Source organism: Streptomyces sp. NPDC003023, assembly GCF_042888225.1.
GTDB lineage: Bacteria > Actinomycetota > Actinomycetes > Streptomycetales > Streptomycetaceae > Streptomyces.
In genome coordinates, this window is the sequence record NZ_JBIAPL010000006.1 from 102,232 (window position 1) to 122,979 (window position 20,748).

The window sequence follows — 20,748 nt, forward strand, 5'->3', positions numbered from 1 at the left end:
GCACCACCGGCCTCCGCCTCCACAGCCTCCGCCGCGGAAGGCGCACCGGCCGGAGCCGTCGCCTTACGAGTCGCACGACGACGCGCACGCGGCGCGGGCGCCTCCTCCGACTCCACGACCTCACCCTGCTCGCCCCGCTCCACAGCGACCGGCGCACCCGCCGGAGCAGAAGCCCGACGACGCCGACGCGGCGCAGCCGCCTCAGCAGCAGCGGACTCGACACCAGCGGCCTCGGCGGTCACCGCGGTCCCGTCACCGGCACCACCGGCCTCCGCCTCCACAGCCTCCGCCGCGGAAGGCGCACCGGCCGGAGCCGTCGCCTTACGAGTCGCACGACGACGCGCACGCGGCGCGTCGGTCACGGCCTGCGCCACCTGGGCCGCCTCTGCGGCGGCGGGCTCGGGCGTGTCTTCCGCTGCCTTGTCGGAGCCCTCCACGACCGCACCCACGGCGGCGACGGCCGGGATCACGGCCTCGGCGGCCTGTACCTGCGCGGCGCCCGTGTCGGCACCCCCGGTCGCCTGCGGCGCCCCCGCGGGTCGCGACGCGGCGCGACGCCGACGGCGCGGCGGCAGGGTGTCGCTGGGACTGTTGTTGTGGTCTTCGTTCTCGTTGTTTCCGGCGGTGCCGGATTCGGTCGGCTCGAGCATGCGGGCGGTTCTCCCGTCACGCTCCCGGGCGCCGCGCCTGGTTCCGGTCCGGCCGCGGCCCGCGTGATGTCCGCGGTGCCGCCGTCCGGGGCGCGTGCGCCGCACGGGAGCTGATGTCTGGCTCGCCGGTTCCGTACGCGATGTACGCACGGCCTGGCGAAAGTCTTCTGTGTCATCGCGCGGCCCGACCCAGGTGGCTCCCGAGTGCAAGAGCCGCGCTACGACGACCGTCCTTACGCGGCGGGACCTTCCGGCGCCGTCGCAGAAGCGGTCCCGGCGGCCGTGGGTGGAGCGGCCGGGGCTGCCTCGCGGTCGGGCGCGAGCGGGTCGGTCACCGTGCCGGACTCCTCGTCGAAGAGCCCCTGCGCCAGCCTGGTCACCGCTGCGGGGACCGGCGGCGCCAGGTCGGCCACAGCTCGGAGACCGGACAGGACGTCGTCGGGTCGCACGGCAGGTGTCACGTGCCGAACAACCAGCCGCAGTATCGCACAGGGCCCGTCCTCGGTCCTATCGGACGCCGCGGGAGAGGCCACGAGGTCGGACACGGCGCCGCGGGCGTCGAAGGTGCGCATGCCGTTCTTCGTCTTCCGCTGGACCTCTACGGCCTCGGCGGCGAGGAAGGCGGCCACGGCATTCTCGGCGTCCTGCGGCGCGACACCTTCCAGGCGCAGCTCCCACACGGAGGCGGTGAGCCGGTCGGCGAGGCCCGACGTGCGGGCCTCGACGGCGTCGGTGATGTCGAGACCGCCCGGCAGCGACTCGTCCAGCAGCTCGCGCAGCTTGTCCGGGTCGCGGTGCTCGGTGAGGGCGATCTCCAGATACTCGGCCTCGCTGCCCGTACCGGTGGGGGCGGCATTGGCGTACGACACCTTCGGGTGCGGGGTGAAGCCCGCCGAGTACGCCATGGGCACCTCGGCGCGCCGCAGCGCCCGCTCGAACGCACGCTGGAAGTCACGGTGGCTGGTGAACCGGAGGCGGCCGCGCTTGGTGTAGCGCAGTCGGATGCGCTGCACCGCAGGTGCGGGCGGCGGGCCTTCGGGCTGTCGCTTGCCCAGTGGTTCTTCTCCTCGGTGTGGAGCGACGCGGGTGGCGCGCCGCCCTCAAGTGCGGGGTGCTCCCCGGGGGCCGACCGGTTCACCCCCGCTTGAGCAGGGAGATCTCGGATTCGGCCGCCGCGCCGGGAACGGTCTGTGTTTGTTGTCTGCCACCCAGGTTACGCGCCTGCCCCGCCCTGTCCGCCACGGACCGCTGCGCACGGGGCGCGCCGAACAACGCCCGCCAGGCGTCGCGCCTGGCCTGCCGTACGGTTTCGCGAACCGATGCCGGCACCGCCGCGGCCGCGCGTGCGGCCCGCGCGGCGGCCTTCGCGGCGGGGCGCCACAGGGAGTCACGCACGAAGTGTCCGACCGGGGTGCACACCTCGCGCCAGAACCAGCGGACCGGCCGGCCGACCAGATTCCACGCGAGCCACTTCAGGCCCCAGCCCACAGCGCGCGAGATGTGGCCCGCGATCCGCCAGGCCACGCCCACGGCCGCCGCGATCTCCCGGCCGACAGGGGCGAGGACGTACCGGTGGAGCCAGACCGCGGGCGCCACGAGCAGCGTCCTGACCAGCCATGCGAGAACCCGCCAGAGCGCTCGCACCAGCCAGGCGCGGGCACGAGGAGCAGGTGCTCCACCAGCCAGGCGATGCCGTGCCCCACCGGGGTCAGCACCTGCCGGTGGACCCACACCAGAGGCGCCACCACCCCGTACGTCACCACAGGCACCACCACGTACCGCCACAACGCCACCCACGGCCCTAGAACAACGCCTTGCCCACGAAGACGGCCGGCCAGGCCACGCCGCGCCCGACGGGGGCGATCACGTTCTCGAAGAACCAGGCCGGCACGCGCCCCAACGGCCTCAGCAACAGGCGCTCAGCGGCCGGCCGCAGACCACGAGGACGTCCCACACCATCCGGACGGGAACGACGACGAGCAGGACCACGATGCGCACCGGGATCCGGATGAGCCGGACGAGGCAGCCGTCACCCGGTTCGTGGTCCTCGGGCGCCGTGTGCGCGCCGAGGAACGAGGCGTGGACCCCCGCATGCGGGGCGATGAGGTGCGGCATCCCTCATTGTGACGAAACGGAGGAGGGCCCGGCCACAGGTTTGTTTCCCTGCGGCCGGGCCCTCCCCCGATGCGCGGCGGACGCTACTTCACGACGGTCAGCGGGAGCAGCTTCTTGCCGGTGGGACCGACCTGAATGTGCGTGTCCATCTGCGGGCAGACGCCACAGTCGAAGCACGGCGTCCAGCGGCAGTCCTCGACCTCGGTCTCGTCGAGCGCGTCCTGCCAGTCCTCCCAGAGCCAGTCCTTGTCGAGACCGGAGTCCAGGTGGTCCCAGGGCAGGACCTCCTCGTACGTGCGCTCACGCGTGGTGTACCAGTCGACGTCCACGCCGAAGTCCGGCAGCGTCTTCTCGGCGCACGCCATCCAGCGGTCGTACGAGAAGTGCTCGCGCCAGCCGTCGAAGCGGCCGCCGTCCTCGTACACGGCGCGGATGACGGCACCGACACGGCGGTCACCGCGCGAGAGCAGGCCCTCGACGATGCCGGGCTTGCCGTCGTGGTAGCGGAAACCGATCGAGCGGCCGTACTTTTTGTCGGCCCGGATCTTGTCGCGCAGCTTCTCCAGACGCGCGTCGGTCTCCTCCGCGCTCAGCTGCGGCGCCCACTGGAACGGCGTGTGCGGCTTGGGCACGAACCCGCCGATGGACACCGTGCAGCGGATGTCGTTCTGCCCGGAGACCTTGCGGCCCTCGGCGATGACGTTGACCGCCATGTCGCCGATCTGCAGCACGTCCTCGTCGGTCTCCGTCGGCAGACCGCACATGAAGTACAGCTTCACCTGCCGCCAGCCGTTGCCGTAGGCGGTGGAGACCGTACGGATCAGGTCCTCTTCGGAGACCATCTTGTTGATGACCTTGCGCATGCGCTCGGAGCCGCCCTCGGGGGCGAAGGTCAGACCGGAGCGGCGGCCGTTCCTGGTGAGCTCGTTGGCGAGGTCCACGTTGAAGGCGTCCACCCGCGTCGAGGGCAGCGACAGGCCGATCTTGTCCTCTTCGTAGCGGTCGGCCAGGCCCTTGGCGATGTCGCCGATCTCGCTGTGGTCCGCGGAGGAGAGGGAAAGGAGGCCGACCTCTTCGAAGCCGGTCGCCTTGAGTCCCTTGTCGACCATGTCGCCGATGCCGGTGATGCTTCGCTCCCGCACGGGGCGCGTGATCATGCCGGCCTGGCAGAAGCGGCAGCCGCGGGTGCAGCCGCGGAAGATCTCTACGGACATCCGCTCGTGGACGGTCTCCGCGAGCGGGACCAGCGGCTGCTTGGGGTAGGGCCACTCGTCGAGGTCCATGACGGTGTGCTTCGACACCCGCCACGGCACGCCCGACTTGTTGGGGACGACCCGGCCGATGCGGCCGTCGGGCAGGTACTCGACGTCGTAGAAGCGTGGCACGTAGACGTTGCCGGTCTTCGCGAGCCGGAAGAGGACCTCCTCGCGCCCGCCCGGTCGGCCCTCGGCCTTCCAAGCGCGGATGATCCCGGTCATGTCCAGGACGGCCTGCTCGCCGTCGCCGATGACCGCGCAGTCGATGAAGTCCGCGATCGGCTCGGGGTTGAACGCGGCGTGCCCGCCGGCCAGCACGATGGGGTGGTCGACCGTGCGGTCCCTGGACTCCAGCGGGATGCCCGCGAGGTCGAGGGCGGTGAGCATGTTGGTGTAGCCGAGTTCGGTGGAGAAGCTCAGCCCGAACACGTCGAACGCGCCGACGGGCCGGTGGCTGTCCACGGTGAACTGCGGCACCTTGTGCTCGCGCATCAGCTCTTCGAGGTCCGGCCAGACGCTGTACGTGCGCTCGGCGAGCACGCCTTCGCGCTCGTTCAGGACCTCGTAGAGGATCATGACGCCCTGGTTGGGCAGGCCGACCTCGTAGGCGTCCGGGTACATGAGCGCCCAGCGGACGTCGCAGGACTCCCAGGGCTTGACGGTGGAGTTCAGCTCACCGCCGACGTACTGGATGGGCTTCTGCACATGCGGGAGCAGCGCTTCGAGCTGTGGGAAGACCGACTCGGCAGACATGGAAACCTTCGTGGGCAGCAAGGGGGCGACTCTCAAGCGTACCCGCATGCTCAGCCGTCCAGTGCCGCCCGGATTCCGGGGGCCGACGCCTGTGCCCACACCCCGGGAAGTTCGGCCTCGCGTTCCCCTGCGCGGGTCTCCTCCCTGCCGTACAGCAGGCCCCAGACGAAGGCGTTCTCCCCGGCGGCGTGCGCCCGGATCGCGAGGTCCCGCAGCGCTTCGCGGGCGACGACGCTGTCCTGGTGGTCACCGAGGACCTTCTGCACGGCCTTCATCCGCCCGCCGAACCGCTTGGCGGCCTTGCCGAGTGCGGGCCGGGCCACCTCCGCCGCGTACCGTGCGCGTTTGGCGGCCTTGCGGGCCTCGTGCATGGCGACGTCCCGTTCCTGGCCTTCCGGCAGCGAGAGCGCCTTCTCCATACGGGCTGCCAGCCGGCCGTACTCCTTGAGCACCGCCTTCGCGAGGACCGCCGCGGGTGCGCGGGGGGCCGCCTTCAGCAGCGGCGGGTCTGCGCGCAGTGCGTCCAGCGCGTCGAGGAGCGCGAGGTAGCGGTCGCTGTCGAGCGCGGCGACGGCGGTCTTCCGTGCCTCCGCCGCACCCTCGGCGGACCACGCCCGCAGCCGTGCGCCGACCGGGCCGAGCGACAGCGTCGTCGGCACCTCGTCCACGTGGGCGCCCAGCCGCTCGGCGAGCACCTCCTGGTCCCGGGCCACGCCCAGCTCCCCCGCGAGCCACTTGAGTTCGTCGACCAGGGGCCGGGTGGCGTCGCGGTCGAGGACCTTGCGGTACGTCCTGAGCGCACTGCGCAGTCGCCGGGTGGCGACGCGCATCTGATGCACGGCGTCGGGCAGGTCGCGGCGCACACCCGGGTCGTGGGCGACGATCGTGTCGGCCTGTTCGGCCACATAGGCGAGCACATGGCCGCCGGCGGTCTTGGGCCGGGACGGCTCCGGCCGGGGCGCCGGGACGTCACCGGTCTCTGTCAGTGCCCTGGCGAGTTTCGACGGCGCGGCGGCCGCACGTACCCCGGTCCTGCGGAGCCTCTTGTCGACGGCGTCGAGAAAGTCCGGGTCGCCGCCGTCCGCCAGCTCCACCTCGATCTCGTCCCACTGGGCGGTTCCCTCTCCCCCGTCGAGCCGTTCCGCGACCACGGCGTCCCGGCTGAGTTCGGCGAGCAGCTCGCCGTCGGCGTCCACCAGGTGCTGCACGTCCCGTGACGACAGGAGGCGTACCACGGGTGTGAGTTCCCGTTCCCGTGCGTATGCCCGCACCAGCGCGGCCAGTGCTGCGGGCACCTCGTCGGACAGCGGTGCGGCGATCTCGTCGCGTACGCCGGGCGAGACGGGCAGCTTGAGGTGCCAGCCGGCGTCGCCGCCGCCGGTCCTGCGGCGCAGTGTGACCGATGCGGCAGCGAGTCTCAGGTCGGCGGTGTCGTAGTAGACGGCGTCCAGTTCCGCCGTCCCCTTCCCGACGACCCGGGCCACACCGGCCACCTTCTTCAGGTCGGGCATGGGGGTGTCGGGGGTGGCTTCGTACTTCCGCTCGATCTCGCGCTTGGTGTCCGCCATGCCTTCGAATCTAGCCCGGCACAGGCGCGGACGGCAGGCCGTACCCGTCTCCGTCTCCGTGTCTCACAGAACCGGGGCTGTGCCAGGCCCCGGCTCGGGACCCGGGCACAGCCCCGGTTCGGTACCGCCGCCCGCCTGAGGGCTACGCGCCTATGGGCCGCTGCACCCGGATCGACTGCAGCAGTCCCACCGCGATCCACACCGCGAACATCGACGTGCCTCCGTACGACACGAACGGCAGCGGCAGGCCCGCCACCGGCATGATGCCGAGTGTCATGCCGATGTTCTCGAAGGACTGGAAGGCGAACCAGGCGATTATCCCGGCGGCCACGATCGTCCCGTAGAGCTCCGTCGTCTCGCGTGCGATCCGGCACGCGCGCCAGAGCACGACGCCGAGCAGGACGAGGATCAGCCCGGCCCCGAGGAAGCCGAGTTCCTCACCGGCGACGGTGAAGATGAAGTCGGTCTGCTGTTCGGGCACGAACTGGCCGGTGGTCTGGTGCCCGTTGAAGAGCCCCTCGCCGTACAGTCCGCCGGACCCGATCGCGATCCGTGCCTGGTTGGTGTTGTAGCCGACGCCGGCGGGGTCGAGTTCGGGGTTGGCGAAGGCGGCGAAGCGGTTGAGCTGGTACTCGTCGAGGAGGCCGAGCGCGGTGACGGCCACCGCGCCCAGCGCTCCGGCGCCCAGGAGTCCGAAGACCCAGCGGTTGGACGCGCCGGAGGCGAGCAGTACGCCGAGGACGATCACCACCATGACCATGACCGAGCCGAGGTCCGGCATCAGCATGACGATGACCATCGGCAGGACGGCGAGGCCGAGGGACTTGGCGACGGTGCCGTGGTCGGGGTGCACCTGGTCGCCCGCGTCGACCCGGGCCGCGAGCATCATCGCCATCCCGAGGATGATCGTGATCTTCACGAACTCGGAGGGCTGGAGGGAGAACCCGCCGCCGAGCTGGATCCACGCGTGCGCGCCGTTGATGGTGGCGCCCAGCGGGGTGAGGACGAGTACCACGAGCACCACGGAGAGCCCGTAGAGGAAGGGGACCGCGCCGCGCAGGTTGCGGTGTCCCATCCAGACGGTCCCGACCATCAGCACGAATCCGATGCCGGTGTTGAGCAGGTGCCGGACCAGGAAGTAGTAGGGATCGCCGTGGTTGAGCTCGGTGCGGCCGCGCGTCGCGGACCACACGAGCAGCGCGCCGATGAGGGACAGCGCGATCGCGCTGAACAGTATCGGCCAGTCGAGCCTGCGCACCATGGAGTCGCGGGCGGTGAGCCTGTTCCAGATCCCGCCGCGCTCCGGGCCGTACCCGGAGACTGAGAAGCCGCTTGCGACCATGGCTCAGTCCCTCCTGACCGGTGACGGCCCCGCGAGCGCCGGCGCGTCCGAGGGCTTCGGCTTGTCGGGGACGTACGGCGTGACCGTGGGTGCGTCGATGGAGCCGTCGGGGGCGATCTTCGGGAGTTCCTTCTGCGGCTTGGGCAGCAGGGCCTTCTTCAGGTCCTGGTTGCCCTGGTCGTCGAGGCCGTAGATCGCGTCGTAGATGTTGCGGACGGCGGGGCCGGAGGCTCCCGAGCCCGTACCGCCCTGGGAGATCGTCATGACGATGGTGTAGTCGTCGGTGTAGGTGGCGAACCACGAGGTGGTCTGCTTGCCGTAGACCTGGGCGGTACCGGTCTTGGCCCGCATCGGGATCTTGTCCTGCGGCCAGCCGCCGAACCTCCAGGCGGCGGTGCCGCCGGGCTCGACGACGGAGCGCAGGCCCTTGTCGAGGTCCTTGATGGTCTGGGCGTCCACCGGCAGCTTGCCGTGCGCCTCGGGCTTGATCTCCTCGATCTTCTTGCCGTCGGGGCTGATGACGGCCTTGCCGATGGTGGGGTTGTAGAGGGTGCCGCCGTTGCTGATGGCGGCGTAGGCGGTCGCCAACTGCACGGGGGTGATGAGGACGTCGCCCTGGCCGATGGCGAAGTTGATGCTGTCGAAGGCCTTCAGCTGATTGCCCTCGAGGCAGCTCTCGTAGGCGATCTGCTCGACGTAGGTGCCGCCCTTCTTGCCCTGCTTGCACCAGGAGTCCTTGTTGGCCTCCCAGAAGTCCTGCTTCCACTGACGGTCCGGGATGCGTCCCTTGACCTCGTTCGGGAGGTCGATGCCGGTCACAGCGCCGAATCCGAAGTCACGGGCGGTCCGGTAGAACCAGTCGTTGGCGTTCTTCTTGGGCTTGAGGCCGCCGTCGCGCTGCCACTCCTGGTGGCCGAGACGGTAGAAGACGGTGTTGCAGGAGTACTTGAGGGCTTCGCCGAGGGTGATGGGGCCGTGCCCCTGGGACTCGAAGTTGGCGAAGCTGCGGTTGCCCATGCTGTAGGAGCTGCTGCAGTTGTAGAGGTCGTCGAAGGGGTGCCCGGCCCGGACGGCCGCGCTCGCCGAGACCACCTTGAAGACGGAGCCGGCGGGTGCCTGGCCCTGGGTGGCCCGGTTGAGCAGCGGGTAGTTGGAGCTTTTGCCGGTGAGCTTGGCGTAGTCCTTGGCGGAGATGCCGCCGACCCAGGCGTTCGGGTCGTAGTCGGGCTGGGAGGCCATGGCGACGACCCGTCCGGTCTTGGCCTCCATGACGACGACGGCGCCGGCGTCGGCCTCGTACGGGCGGCCGGTGATCTTGTCGGTCTCCTTGCGGACCGTCTTCATCGCCTGGTGGAGCTCGTACTCGGCGACGGACTGCACGCGGGCGTCGATGCTGGTCACCAGGTGGGACCCGGCTACGCCGGGGTCCGACTCGGTCTCGCCCATGACCCGGCCCAGCTTGTCCACCTCGTACGCCGTGACGCCCGCCTTGCCGCGCAGCTCCTTGTCGTAGGTGCGTTCCAGGCCCGAGCGGCCCACCTGGTCCGATCGCAGGTAGGGCGAGTCGGTGTCCTTGGCCTTCTGGATCTCCTCGTCGGTGACGGGGGACAGATAGCCGAGCACCTGCGAGGTCCGGGCCTTCGCGGGTGAGGTGTAGCGGCGTACGGCGGTGGGCTCCGCGGTGATGCCGGGGAAGTCCTCGGAACGCTCGCGGATCTGCAGTGCCTGCTGGGTGGTGGCTTCGTCGGTGACCGGGATCGGCTGGTACGGGGAGCCGTTCCAGCAGGGCTGCGGCGTCTTCGAGTCGCAGAGCCGGACCTTGTCCATGACGTCCTTCGGCTTCATGCCGAGGATGCCGGCGAGCCGGGTGAGGACGGCCTTGCCGTCGTCCTTCATCTTCATCAGGTCGGTGCGGGACGCGGAGACCACGAGGCGGGTCTCGTTGTCCGCGAGCGGTACACCGCGGGCGTCGAGGATCGAACCGCGCACGGCGGGACGGACGACCTGCTGGACGTGGTTGCTCTTGGCCTCGTCGGTGTACTCGTCGCCGTTGCGGATCTGGAGGTACCAGAGGCGGCCGCCGAGGGTGAGGAGGAGGGAGAAGACGAGTACCTGGATGATGACGAGCCGGATCTGGACCCGGGGGGTCCGTCCGGTCTCCGGAATGTTGCTCACGCTGTTGCCCCCTCGCTCACAGTCGCTTGACTCCCTTGATGCGTCCGGCCCGTGCGGCCCGCGTCTTCGCCGCCTTGAGCCGCAGGCCGCCGCGCTGACTGCCGATGCGCAGCCCGGTGCCGGAGGCCAGCCAGCCGGCGGCCACGTCCTTGACACCGGTGTCCGGGCTCTCGGCGAGTGGATCGTTGTCGCTGCGTCTGGCGAGCCACATGATCAGCGGGACGGTGAACGGCGCGAGGAGCAGGTCGTAGACCGCGGCGGTCAGCAGCAGGCTCGCCAGGCCCACATGGCGGGCCGCGGTGTCGCCGACGAGAGCCCCGACCAGGGCGTACAGCAGTGTGGAGCCGATGGCAGCGGCGACGACGACGGCCATCGGGCCGGTCGCGGACCGCAGTGGCTTGCCGTTCTCGGGACGGACGAGCCCGGCGAGGTAGCCGATGACGCAGAGAACGAGCGCGTAGCGGCCGGCGGCGTGGTCGGCGGGCGGGGCGAGGTCGGCGAGCAGCCCGGCTCCGAATCCGATGAACGCGCCGGCCATGTGGCCGTAGACCATGGCGAGTCCGAGGACCACCAGCAGCACGAGGTCGGGAACCGCGCCGGGCAGTTGCAGGCGCGAGAGGACGGAGACCTGGATGACGAGGGCGACCACGACGAGTGTCGTGGAGAGCAGCATCCGGTTGAAACGCATGGCGGATCAGCTCCTACTAATCGTCGTTCTGGCCTGTGGCGTCACCGGTGCCCGGATCGAGCCCGTCCTGCGGCTGCCCGGACTCCCGCGCCTGGCCGCCGTCCTGGGTCCCGCCGTCCTCGGTGCGTCCTTCGACGCCGCCCTCGGGAGGGGTCGCTCCGGGTGTGACCGTCACGGTGACGGTCGGCGTGGGCTTGGGGCCCGCCGGCTTGGGCGGCAGGACCGTGTCGCGCGGATCGGTGCGCGGGGCCTGGACGACGACGCCGACGATGTCGAGCTTGCTGAAGCCGACGTAGGGGCGCACGTAGACGTTGCGGGTGAGGTCGCCCCGGGCGGGGTCCACCCGGACGACCTCGCCGACCGGGACACCGGGCACGAACGGCTTGCTGTTCTGCGAGCCGAAGGTGACCAGGCGGTCGCCCTTCTTGACCTTGGACTTGCCGTTGAGGAGCTGGACCAGCAGGGGCCGGTCGCCCTGGCCGGTCGCGAAGCCCAGTTCGTCGGTCTTCTCCATACGGGTGCCGACGGTGAAGTCCGGGTCGCTGGCGAGCAGCACGGTCGACGTGCGCGGGCCTACGGTGGTGACCCGGCCGACGAGGCCCTCGTTGTTGATGACGGTCATGTCGCGCGTGATGCCGTCGTCGGAGCCGATGTCGATGGTCACCGTCCAGGAGAAGCCCTGGGCCGCTCCTATGGCGATGACCTCGGCGCCCTTGATGCCGTACTGGCCGGCGGCGGCGGTCCTGATCATGCCGTCGAGCTGGCGCAGCCGGCTGTTCCTGCGGTCGTCGCTGCCGAGGCGCTGCTTCAGATCGGCATTCTCCAGCTGGAGCTGCTTGATGCGGTCGTGGCGGGCGCCCGAGTCCCGGACCGCTCCGATCGCGTTGCCGATCGGATCGACGGCTGCCGCGACGCCGTTCTCGACGGGGCCGAAGACCGACGCGGCGGCCTGTCGGGCACCGTCTACCGGTGACTCCTCACCGCCGCGGATGTCCACCGTGATCAAGGCGAACGCGATGGCGATCAGCAGCACCAGGAGCAGCCGGCTCTCCTTTGTGTCCCTCACGTGCGGCGGCCGTGCCTTCCTCGTAGGAATGGTCGTGTCGGTAGAGCAACGATCCTTCCCCGGTGTCGGGGGCGGGGAAGGACCCCATGTGGGGGCTTCCCGGCCCCCGTACGGCTTTTTGTCCGACCGTCTAACGACGCGGCTGGGCGTCCAGTACCTGCTGGAGCGCCTCGAACTCCTCGACGCACTTGCCGGATCCGAGGGCCACCGAGTCCAGCGGGTCCTCCGCGATGTGGATCGGCATGCCCGTCTCGCGGCGCAGTCGCTCGTCGAGGCCGCGCAGCAGGGCGCCGCCACCGGTGAGGACGATGCCGCGGTCCATGACGTCGCCGGACAGCTCGGGCGGGCACTTGTCGAGGGTCGTCTTCACGGCGTCGATGATCGCGTTGAGCGGTTCCTCGATCGCCTTGCGGACCTCCGCCGCGGAGATGACGACGGTCTTGGGCAGACCGGAGACGAGGTCACGGCCGCGGATCTCGGTGTGCTCGTCCTTCTCCATCTCGTACGCGGAGCCGATGGTGATCTTGATGCTCTCCGCGGTGCGCTCACCGAGCAGGAGCGAGTACTCCTTCTTGATGTGCTGGATGATCGCGTTGTCGAGCTCGTCGCCGGCCACTCGGATCGACTGTGCCGTGACGATTCCTCCCAGGGAGATCACGGCTACCTCGGTGGTGCCGCCACCGATGTCGACGACCATGTTGCCGGTGGCCTCGTGGACGGGGAGCCCCGATCCGATCGCGGCCGCCATGGGCTCTTCGATGATGTGCACCTGCCGGGCGCCCGCCTGGGTCGATGCCTCGATGACCGCGCGGCGCTCGACGCCCGTGATGCCGGAGGGCACACAGACGACGACGCGGGGCCGGGCGAGGTAGCGGCGCTTGTGGATCTTCAGGATGAAGTAGCGGAGCATCCGCTCGGTGATCTCGAAGTCGGCGATCACGCCGTCCTTCAGCGGTCGGACGGCAACGATGTTGCCCGGCGTCCGGCCGATCATCTTCTTCGCCTCGGCGCCGACCGCGAGAATGCCGCCCGTGTTGGTGTTGATGGCGACGACGGACGGCTCGTTGAGAACGATCCCCCGGCCTCTGACGTACACCAGCGTGTTGGCGGTCCCGAGGTCGACAGCCATGTCACGGCCGATGAACGACATGTTGTTCCCCATGAGGATGCGTCTGGCCTTCCCAAATCGAGCGTTGATGGCTTTTCAGGATGGCGAGGTGGGTGCGTGTGGCGTGGAGGCTTACATCGTAGTGCCGCCTGCACGGACACCGCGCGGTGGTCCACCTCTTGTTTATGGTGACGATGCGTTTGGGCGATGCGTTCCCGCAATGTGCCGGCGTATGCCGAAGGGCGACCGAAATTCCATCGGTCGCCCCAGGACAAGAGCGCTGTATGGCTGACGCGCTGTCAGGAAAGACCGGGGAAGAAAATCTTCAGTTCCCGAATGGCGGACTCCTCCGAGTCCGAGGCGTGGATCAGGTTTTCCCGGACGATCGTGCCGAAGTCGCCCCGAATGGACCCAGGAGCGGCCGCGATCGGGTCGGTCGGTCCCGCCAGTTGGCGTACACCCTCGATCACACGCTCGCCGTCGACGACCAGCGCGACGACCGGACCGGACAGCATGAACTCCACCAGCGGCTCGTAGAACGGCCGGCCGACGTGCTCGGCGTAGTGCTGCTCGAGGGTGGCGCGGTCCAGCTGACGCAGCTCCAGCGCCGCGATCTTCCAGTCGGCCTTGCGTTCGATGCGGCCGATGACCTCGCCCACGAGTCCGCGACGGACAGTGTCCGGCTTGAGAAGGACGAGGGTGCGCTGAGTCATGGTGTGCGGCTCCTTGCAGGCCTGGAAGTGTGCGGTTGGGGGCGAGGTTACCCGTTGTGACGCCTGGGGTGTCACCCGCCCCGTGCACCGGCTAGCGAGCCTCGGCCTCCGCCTGCGCGGCCCACTTCGCCTTGGCCTCGTCGATCTTGCGGCCGAAGTGGACCGACGCCCACCACAGACCCGCGAAGAGCGCGCCGAGGAAGAACATCATGGGCACCACGAAGCCGCTGGCGATCAGCGCGACCTGCAGCGCCCAGCCGAGCTGTACGCCGCCGGGGCGGGTGATCATGCCGCACAGCAGCAGCGACAGCACCATCAGGGCGCCGCAGACGGTCCAGACCGCAGCCATCGAGGCACCGTCCGACTTCATGGCGACCAGACCGGCGAAGCCGATCACGAAGAACTCGCCGATCAGGGTGGATGCACAGAGCGTACGCACGTCGATGTCAGCCCTTCCCGAGCAGCAGCCGGGCCTCGCCGACCGTGATCACTGAACCGGTGACCAGCACACCCGCGCCGGCGAACTCGGACTCCTCCTCGGCGAGGGTGATCGCCGCCTCGAGCGCGTCGTCGAGCCGCGGCTCCACGACCACCCGATCGTCGCCGAAGACCTCCACGGCGATCGCGGCGAGCGCGTCCGCGTCCATCGCGCGATGGCTCGAGTTCTGCGTCACGACGATCTCCGCGAAGATCGGCTCGAAGGCCTCCAGGAACCCCCGGACGTCCTTGTCACCGCTCGCGCCCACCACACCGATGAGGCGGGAGAAGCCGAACGACTCAGTGATGCCCGCCGCGGTCGCGCGCGCGCCCGCCGGGTTGTGCGCCGCGTCCAGGACGACGGTCGGGCTGCGGCGCACGACCTCCATCCGGCCGGGGGACGCGACCGAGGCGAAGGCCTTGCGGATCGTGTCCACGTCCAGCGTGCGGGCCTCGCCGGCTCCCACTCCGAAGAACGCCTCCACCGCGGCGAGCGCCACCGCCGCGTTGTGCGCCTGGTGCGCGCCGTAGAGAGGAAGGAAGATCTGCTCGTACTCGCCGCCGAGCCCGCGCAGGGCCAGCAACTGGCCGCCGACCGCGACCTCGCGCGAGACCACGCCGAACTCCATGCCCTCGCGGGCCACGGTGGCGTCGACCTCGACGGCCTTCTTGAGCATCACCTGAGCGGCGTCCACCGGCTGCTGCGCCAGGATCACGGTCGCGCCCTGCTTGATGATCCCTGCCTTCTCCACAGCGATCTCCGCCGGCGTCGAACCCAGCCGGTCGGTGTGGTCCAGGTCGATGGGGGTGACGACCGCGACCGAGCCGTCGATCACGTTCGTCGCGTCCCAGCTGCCGCCCATGCCGACCTCGACCACGGCCACGTCCACCGGCGCGTCGGCGAAGGCCGCGTACGCCATGCCCGTGAGCACCTCGAAGAACGACAGCCGGAAGTCCTGGCTCGTGTCGACCATCTCGACGTACGGCTTGATGTCGTTGTACGTGTCGATGAACCGCTCCGCCTCGATGGGCGCGCCGTCCAGGCTGATCCGCTCGGTGATCGACTGCACGTGCGGCGAGGTGTAGCGGCCGGTGCGCAGTTCGAACGCGGAGAGCAGTGCCTCGATCATCCGGGCCGTGGACGTCTTGCCGTTCGTCCCCGTGATGTGGATCGAGGGGTACGCCCGCTGGGGCTCGCCCAGCACGTCCATCAACGCCTCGATACGGGCGACGGAGGGCTCCAGTTTGGTCTCGCCCCAGCGCCCCGCCAGGTCCGTCTCGACCTGGCGCAGCGCCTTGTCGACCTCCGGGTCCACGGGGCGGGCCGGCACGTGGTCCGGCTTCAGCGAACCGGCCTGCGCACGCAGGGTGCGGCTGCCGGCCTCGATCACCGCCAGGTCGGGGTCGCGGTCGGTCTCTGCGTCGACGATCTCGTCGAAGCGGTCGGACTCGTCGGAGGCGTCGGACTCGTCGAACGGATCGGGGTGCTCACTCACGGGACCAGTCTACGGACGGGGACCGACAGAAACGGTCGAGGCCCCGGGGGGCGTCCCCGGGGCCTCGACCGATGTCCACTCGCCGATCGCTCGCCGATCGCTCGGCAGCTGCTCGCCGCTTGTGCGGCAGCGGCTCAGCTCGCGGGCAGGTTGCCGAGCTGGGTGTTGATCCGCGCGATGTCCTCCTCGGCCTTGGCGAGCCGGGTACGGATCTTGTCGACCACGTTGTCCGGTGCCTTGGCCAGGAACGCCTCGTTGCCCAGCTTGGCCGTCGCCTGCGCGACCTCCTTCTGCGCCGCGCCCAGGTCCTTCGTCAGCCGCTTGCGCTCGGCCGCGACGTCGATAGTGCCCGACAGGTCGAGCGCGACGGTGGCGCCGGCGACCGGCAGGGACGCGGTGGCGTGGAAGCCCTCGCCCTCCGGCTGAAGGCGCAGCAGCTGGCGGATCGCCGGCTCGTGCGGCGCGAGGGAGGTGCCGTCGAGGGTGAGCCTGGCCGGGACCTTCTGGCCCGGCTGCAGCCCCTGGTCGCTGCGGAAGCGGCGGACCTCGGTGACGACCCGCTGGACGAGCTCGATCTCCCGCTCCGCGGACGCGTCGCGGAAGCCGCTGTCGGCCGGCCAGTCGGCGATGACCACGGACTCCTTGCCGGTGAGGGTGGTCCACAGGGTCTCGGTGACGAACGGCACGACCGGGTGCAGCAGTCGGAGCGTGACGTCGAGGACCTCGCCCAGGACGCGGGCCGACACCCTGGCGGCCTCGCCACCCGCGAAGAACGTCGTCTTCGACAGCTCGACGTACCAGTCGAAGACCTCGTCCCACGCGAAGTGGAAGAGCGTCTCGGACAGCTTCGCGAACTGGTAGTCCTCGTAGAACGCGTCGACCTCGGCGACGACCGAGCCCAGCCGAGACAGGATCCACCGGTCGGTGGAGGACATCTCCTCGGGGGCGGGCAGCGGGCCTTCGACCGTGGCGCCGTTCATCAGCGCGAAGCGGGTGGCGTTCCAGATCTTGTTCGCGAAGTTGCGCGAACCCTGGACCCAGTCCTCGCCGATCGGGACGTCGACACCGGGGTTGGCGCCGCGGGCCAGTGTGAAGCGCAGGGCGTCGGAGCCGTACTTGTCCATCCAGTCCAGCGGATTGACCGCGTTGCCGAAGGACTTCGACATCTTCTTGCCGAACTGGTCACGGACCATGCCGTGCAGGGCGATGGTGTGGAACGGCGGCGTGCCGTCCATCGCGTACAGGCCGAACATCATCATCCGGGCGACCCAGAAGAAGAGGATGTCGTAGCCGGTGACCAGGACGGAGTTCGGATAGAACTTCGCGAGCGACTCGGTCTGTTCGGGCCAGCCGAGCGTGGAGAACGGCCACAGACCGGACGAGAACCAGGTGTCCAGGACGTCGGTCTCCTGGTGCCAGCCCTCGCCCGTCGGGACCTCGTCGTCGGGGCCGACGCAGACGATCTCGCCGTTCGGGCCGTACCAGACCGGGATGCGGTGGCCCCACCACAACTGGCGCGAGATGCACCAGTCGTGCAGGTTGTCGACCCAGTCGAAGTACCGCTTCTCCATCTCCTGCGGGTGGATCTTGACCCGGCCGTCGCGGACGGCGTCACCGGCGGCCTTGGCCAGCGGGCCGACCTTGACCCACCACTGCATGGACAGGCGCGGCTCGATGGTGGTCTTGCAGCGCGAGCAGTGGCCGACGGAGTGGACGTAGGGACGCTTCTCGGCGACGATCCGGCCCTCGGCGCGCAGGGCGCCGACGATGGCGCTGCGCGCCTCCAGCCGGTCCAGGCCCTCGAACGGCCCGGGGACGGTGATGACCGCGCGCTCGTCCATGACGGCGAGCGACGGCAGGTTGTGGCGCTGCCCGATCTCGAAGTCGTTCGGGTCGTGCGCGGGCGTCACCTTGACGGCGCCGGTGCCGAACTCCGGGTCGACGTGCGTGTCGGCGACGACGGGGATCGTACGGTCGGTCAGCGGCAGCTTGATCTGCTTGCCGATCAGGTGCGCGTAACGCTCGTCGTCGGGGTGGACGGCGACCGCGGTGTCACCGAGCATCGTCTCGGCGCGCGTCGTCGCGACGACGATGGTGTCATCGCCCTCGCCGTACTTCATGGAGACGAGCTCGCCGTCGTCGTCCTGGTACTCGACCTCGATGTCCGAGATCGCGGTCAGACAGCGGGGGCACCAGTTGATGATGCGCTCGGCGCGGTAGATCAGCTCGTCGTCGTAGAGCTTCTTGAAGATGGTCTGGACCGCCTGGGAGAGGCCCTCGTCCATGGTGAAACGCTCACGCGACCAGGCGACTCCGTCGCCGAGCCGGCGCATCTGGCCGGAGATCTGGCCACCGGACTCGCCCTTCCACTGCCAGACCCGCTCGATGAACGCCTCACGGCCGAGGTCGTGGCGGGACTTGCCCTCCTTGCCGAGCTCGCGCTCGACGACGTTCTGCGTGGCGATACCGGCGTGGTCCATGCCCGGCTGCCACAGCGTCTCGTAACCCTGCATCCGCTTGCGACGGGTGAGGGCGTCGATCAGCGTGTGCTCGAAGGCGTGGCCCAGGTGGAGGCTGCCCGTGACGTTCGGCGGCGGGATGACGACCGTGAACGGAGGCTTGTCGCTCTTCGCGTCCGCCTCGAAGTAGCCGCGTTCTACCCAGCGCTCGTACAGCGTCCCCTCGACCTCGGCCGGCGCGTACTGGGTCGGCAGTTCGGAAGTGGGCGCTGTCTGCTGCTGAGTGTTCTCGGTCACCGGGCCAGTTTAGAGGTGTCACAGCGTCGCACTGAAACCCGATTGTTCGGTAACGGTGTGCCCCCCGCCGCCCCGGGGTGCCATGGCTTGGGTCAGGATGTCGGCAACACATAAACATCACGAGGGGAAAACCCGTAATGAGCTACAACCAGCCGGGCCCGTACGGCGGGCAGCAGCCGCAGCAGCCCGGACCGTACGGACAGCCGGGTCCCTACGGTCAGCCGCAGGGTCAGCCGGGCCCTTACGGCCAGCAGCCGCAGGCCCCGCAGCCCGGTTACGGGTATCCGCAGCAGGCGCCGCAGGGCGTCCCTCCGCAGCAGCAGCCGCCGTACGGCTACCCGCAGCAGCCCGGCCAGTACAGCCAGCCCCAGCAGCCCGGCCCCTACGGCCAGCAGCCGGGCGGCTACCCGCCCCCGCCGCCGGCCCAGGGCGGTGGCAAGAAGACCGGCCTGATCGTGGGCTCGATCGTCGTGGCGCTCGCGGTACTGGGCGGCGGCGGCTACTTCCTGCTCGCCGGCGGGGGCGGCCTCGAGGACGACGGCGCGCACAAGCTCACCACGCCCGCCACCGTGCTGAGCGATTACAAGCGGCTGTCGAAGGACGGCCAGGAGCTCGGCGGCGACTCCGCCGCCAAGGACCTGGAGAAGAGCGGCATCTCGGGCGGCAAGTCCGTGATGGGTCAGTACACGACCGCCGACATCAGCAAGTTCGACCCCAACGACCCGACTTCGGTCCCGGACCTCGCCACCGCGAAGGGCATCACCTTCATCGGTGCCTACGGCAAGGTCGCGGACCCGCAGAAGGCGCTGGACACCTTCTTCGCCGAGATCAACAAGGACTCCGCGTCCAGCACCGGCGACGGCCCCAAGATGGTCGGCTCGCCGGAGGCGGTCACCCCCGACGGCTTCAACGGCCTCATGAAGTGCCAGGCCGCCAGCGGCAAGGACGCGCTGACCAAGAAGAACAAGACCGACTGGTTCTGCGTCTGGGCCGACCACAGCACCCTCGCGATGGTGTCGCCCGGCGACGCCACCAAGGGCATCGACAAGGAGACGGCGATCAAGCTGACCGTGGACACCCGCAAGGCGATCCGCGTCAAGGCGTGACACCACCCGTCACACGGAAGGGGCGCCCGGTCAACGACCGGGCGCCCCTTCCGTGTTCTTCGCGTGTGCCGCGTGCTTACGCGCTCTTCTCGTGGCGGCCGTTGCCGTCGTCCTTCACGATGCGCGGGACCAGCGTCGGGTTGACGTTGTTGTGGACGACGTCCTTCGTGATGACGACGCGGGCGACGTCCTTGCGCGACGGGACCTCGTACATCACCGACTGGAGGACCTCCTCCATGATGGCGCGCAGGCCGCGTGCGCCGGTGCCGCGGAGGATGGCCTGGTCGGCGATGGCCTCCAGGGCCGGAAGGTCGAAGTCCAGCTCGACGCCGTCGAGTTCGAACAGCCGCTGGTACTGCTTCACCAGCGCGTTGCGCGGCTCGACGAGGATCTTGAGCAGAGCCTCGCGGTCGAGGTTGTGGACCGAGGTGATGACCGGGAGGCGGCCGATGAACTCGGGGATCATGCCGAACTTGACCAGGTCCTCCGGCATGACCTCCTGGAACTGGTCGCTCGCCTCGATCTCGCGCTTGGAGCGGATCGTCGCGCCGAAGCCGATGCCCTTCGCTCCCGCGCGGGACTCGATGATCTTCTCGAGGCCGGCGAAGGCGCCGCCCACGATGAAGAGCACGTTCGTCGTGTCGATCTGGATGAACTCCTGGTGCGGGTGCTTGCGGCCGCCCTGCGGGGGCACGGACGCGGTGGTGCCCTCCAGGATCTTGAGCAGCGCCTGCTGGACGCCCTCGCCGGAGACGTCGCGGGTGATCGACGGGTTTTCGCTCTTACGGGCGACCTTGTCGATCTCGTCGATGTAGATGATCCCGGTCTCGGCCTTCTTGACGTCGTAGTCGGCCGCCTGGATCAGCTTGAGCAGGATGTTCTCCACGTCCTCGCCGACGTAACCCGCCTCCGTGAGCGCCGTCGCGTCGGCGATGGCGAACGGGACGTTCAGCATGCGGGCGAGGGTCTGGGCGAGGAGCGTCTTGCCGGAGCCGGTGGGGCCCAGCAGAAGGATGTTGGACTTCGCGAGCTCGATCGCGTCGTCACGGCCCTGCGCGCCGCCGTTCTCGCCGGCCTGGACGCGCTTGTAGTGGTTGTACACCGCGACCGAGAGCGCCTTCTTGGCCGGCTCCTGGCCGACGACGTAGCTCTCCAGGAACTCATAGATCTCTCGCGGTTTGGGGAGTTCCTCCCACCGCACCTCGGAGGTCTCCGCGAGCTCCTCCTCGATGATCTCGTTGCAGAGATCGATGCACTCGTCGCAGATGTACACCCCGGGGCCTGCGATGAGCTTCTTCACCTGCTTCTGGCTCTTTCCGCAGAACGAGCACTTGAGCAGGTCGCCGCCATCACCGATGCGTGCCACGAGGTGCTTCCCCTTCGCCTGGGAGCGGCTTGGTTCAGCCGGCTCCTGGTGCCTCATATTCGACGGTACCTTGCCGAGCCCCCCGTTCGGGCCCCCCTTGGCGCGGTTCACAC

16 protein-coding genes and 1 pseudogene are annotated in these 20,748 nt (G+C 69.6%); 1 reads left to right on the plus strand and 16 read right to left on the minus strand.

What is annotated here, in order from left to right; all coding sequences use genetic code 11:
* The 15 genes and pseudogenes from ACFYV1_RS20790 to ACFYV1_RS20860 form a co-directional block, all read right to left on the minus strand.
* Positions 1-650, minus strand: a pseudogene (locus ACFYV1_RS20790) (ribonuclease E/G); the annotation flags it as partial.
* Positions 651-883: 233 nt separating this feature from the next.
* The gene (locus ACFYV1_RS20795; RefSeq protein ID WP_389396993.1) at positions 884-1,663 is read right to left on the minus strand and encodes a TIGR03936 family radical SAM-associated protein; all 780 of its coding nucleotides are present in this window, start codon (positions 1,661-1,663) and stop codon (positions 884-886) included.
* 121 nt (positions 1,664-1,784) lie between these two features.
* Positions 1,785-2,294 carry a hypothetical protein gene (locus tag ACFYV1_RS20800; RefSeq protein WP_389396994.1) on the minus strand — a complete coding sequence of 170 codons (510 nt, stop codon included), beginning with the start codon at positions 2,292-2,294 and terminating at the stop codon, positions 1,785-1,787.
* A gap of 261 nt (positions 2,295-2,555) precedes the next feature.
* Positions 2,556-2,765: a hypothetical protein gene (locus ACFYV1_RS20805; protein WP_389396995.1), complete on the minus strand. Its 210-nt coding sequence runs from the start codon at positions 2,763-2,765 to the stop codon at positions 2,556-2,558.
* Positions 2,766-2,848: 83 nt separating this feature from the next.
* Positions 2,849-4,774, minus strand: a complete 1,926-nt coding sequence (locus ACFYV1_RS20810) for a TIGR03960 family B12-binding radical SAM protein (RefSeq protein ID WP_389396996.1) — start codon at positions 4,772-4,774, stop codon at positions 2,849-2,851.
* Positions 4,775-4,824: 50 nt separating this feature from the next.
* A complete protein-coding gene (locus tag ACFYV1_RS20815; RefSeq protein ID WP_389396997.1) occupies positions 4,825-6,342 on the minus strand; it encodes a CHAD domain-containing protein in 1,518 nt (505 codons plus the stop codon).
* 142 nt (positions 6,343-6,484) lie between these two features.
* Positions 6,485-7,684, minus strand: coding sequence for a rod shape-determining protein RodA (gene rodA / locus ACFYV1_RS20820; RefSeq protein WP_389396998.1), 1,200 nt, complete (start codon positions 7,682-7,684; stop codon positions 6,485-6,487).
* Between the two features lie 3 nt (positions 7,685-7,687).
* Complete coding sequence (gene mrdA, locus ACFYV1_RS20825; protein WP_389396999.1) at positions 7,688-9,859, minus strand: penicillin-binding protein 2; 2,172 nt, start codon at positions 9,857-9,859, stop codon at positions 7,688-7,690.
* A 16-nt stretch (positions 9,860-9,875) separates the two neighbouring features.
* Positions 9,876-10,547 (minus strand): rod shape-determining protein MreD, encoded by a 672-nt coding sequence (mreD, locus tag ACFYV1_RS20830; protein WP_389397000.1) that lies wholly within the window; start codon positions 10,545-10,547, stop codon positions 9,876-9,878.
* Positions 10,548-10,563: 16 nt separating this feature from the next.
* On the minus strand, positions 10,564-11,613 hold the full coding sequence (gene mreC, locus ACFYV1_RS20835; protein ID WP_389397001.1) for a rod shape-determining protein MreC: 1,050 nt from the start codon (positions 11,611-11,613) through the stop codon (positions 10,564-10,566).
* A gap of 130 nt (positions 11,614-11,743) precedes the next feature.
* Positions 11,744-12,763 (minus strand): rod shape-determining protein, encoded by a 1,020-nt coding sequence (locus ACFYV1_RS20840; protein ID WP_389397290.1) that lies wholly within the window; start codon positions 12,761-12,763, stop codon positions 11,744-11,746.
* Positions 12,764-13,020: 257 nt separating this feature from the next.
* Positions 13,021-13,434 carry a nucleoside-diphosphate kinase gene (gene ndk, locus ACFYV1_RS20845; RefSeq protein ID WP_389397002.1) on the minus strand — a complete coding sequence of 138 codons (414 nt, stop codon included), beginning with the start codon at positions 13,432-13,434 and terminating at the stop codon, positions 13,021-13,023.
* Between the two features lie 91 nt (positions 13,435-13,525).
* Positions 13,526-13,873 (minus strand): DUF4233 domain-containing protein, encoded by a 348-nt coding sequence (locus ACFYV1_RS20850; protein WP_389397003.1) that lies wholly within the window; start codon positions 13,871-13,873, stop codon positions 13,526-13,528.
* 7 nt (positions 13,874-13,880) lie between these two features.
* Positions 13,881-15,407: a bifunctional folylpolyglutamate synthase/dihydrofolate synthase gene (locus tag ACFYV1_RS20855; RefSeq protein ID WP_389397004.1), complete on the minus strand. Its 1,527-nt coding sequence runs from the start codon at positions 15,405-15,407 to the stop codon at positions 13,881-13,883.
* A 134-nt stretch (positions 15,408-15,541) separates the two neighbouring features.
* Positions 15,542-18,163, minus strand: a complete 2,622-nt coding sequence (locus tag ACFYV1_RS20860) for a valine--tRNA ligase (protein WP_389397005.1) — start codon at positions 18,161-18,163, stop codon at positions 15,542-15,544.
* Between the two features lie 137 nt (positions 18,164-18,300).
* On the opposite strand from ACFYV1_RS20860, the gene ACFYV1_RS20865 reads away from it, so the two are divergent.
* A complete protein-coding gene (locus ACFYV1_RS20865) occupies positions 18,301-19,269 on the plus strand; it encodes a hypothetical protein (RefSeq protein ID WP_389397006.1) in 969 nt (322 codons plus the stop codon).
* Positions 19,270-19,345: 76 nt separating this feature from the next.
* Here the strand turns inward: ACFYV1_RS20865 and clpX are convergent, their stop codons facing one another.
* Entirely contained in the window at positions 19,346-20,635 is a 1,290-nt protein-coding gene (clpX, locus tag ACFYV1_RS20870) for an ATP-dependent Clp protease ATP-binding subunit ClpX (protein ID WP_389397007.1), read from the minus strand.
* Positions 20,636-20,748 lie beyond the last annotated feature (113 nt).

Coding starts and splice junctions, on each gene's coding strand:
- ACFYV1_RS20810 (WP_389396996.1), bottom strand. CDS start 4,774: ATGTCTGCCGAGTCGGTCTTCCCACAGCTCGAAGCGCTGCTCCCGCAT.
- ACFYV1_RS20865 (WP_389397006.1), top strand. CDS start 18,301: ATGAGCTACAACCAGCCGGGCCCGTACGGCGGGCAGCAGCCGCAGCAG.
- mreD (WP_389397000.1), bottom strand. CDS start 10,547: ATGCGTTTCAACCGGATGCTGCTCTCCACGACACTCGTCGTGGTCGCC.
- ACFYV1_RS20805 (WP_389396995.1), bottom strand. CDS start 2,765: ATGCCGCACCTCATCGCCCCGCATGCGGGGGTCCACGCCTCGTTCCTC.
- ndk (WP_389397002.1), bottom strand. CDS start 13,434: ATGACTCAGCGCACCCTCGTCCTTCTCAAGCCGGACACTGTCCGTCGC.
- rodA (WP_389396998.1), bottom strand. CDS start 7,684: ATGGTCGCAAGCGGCTTCTCAGTCTCCGGGTACGGCCCGGAGCGCGGC.
- ACFYV1_RS20815 (WP_389396997.1), bottom strand. CDS start 6,342: ATGGCGGACACCAAGCGCGAGATCGAGCGGAAGTACGAAGCCACCCCC.
- ACFYV1_RS20840 (WP_389397290.1), bottom strand. CDS start 12,763: ATGTCGTTCATCGGCCGTGACATGGCTGTCGACCTCGGGACCGCCAAC.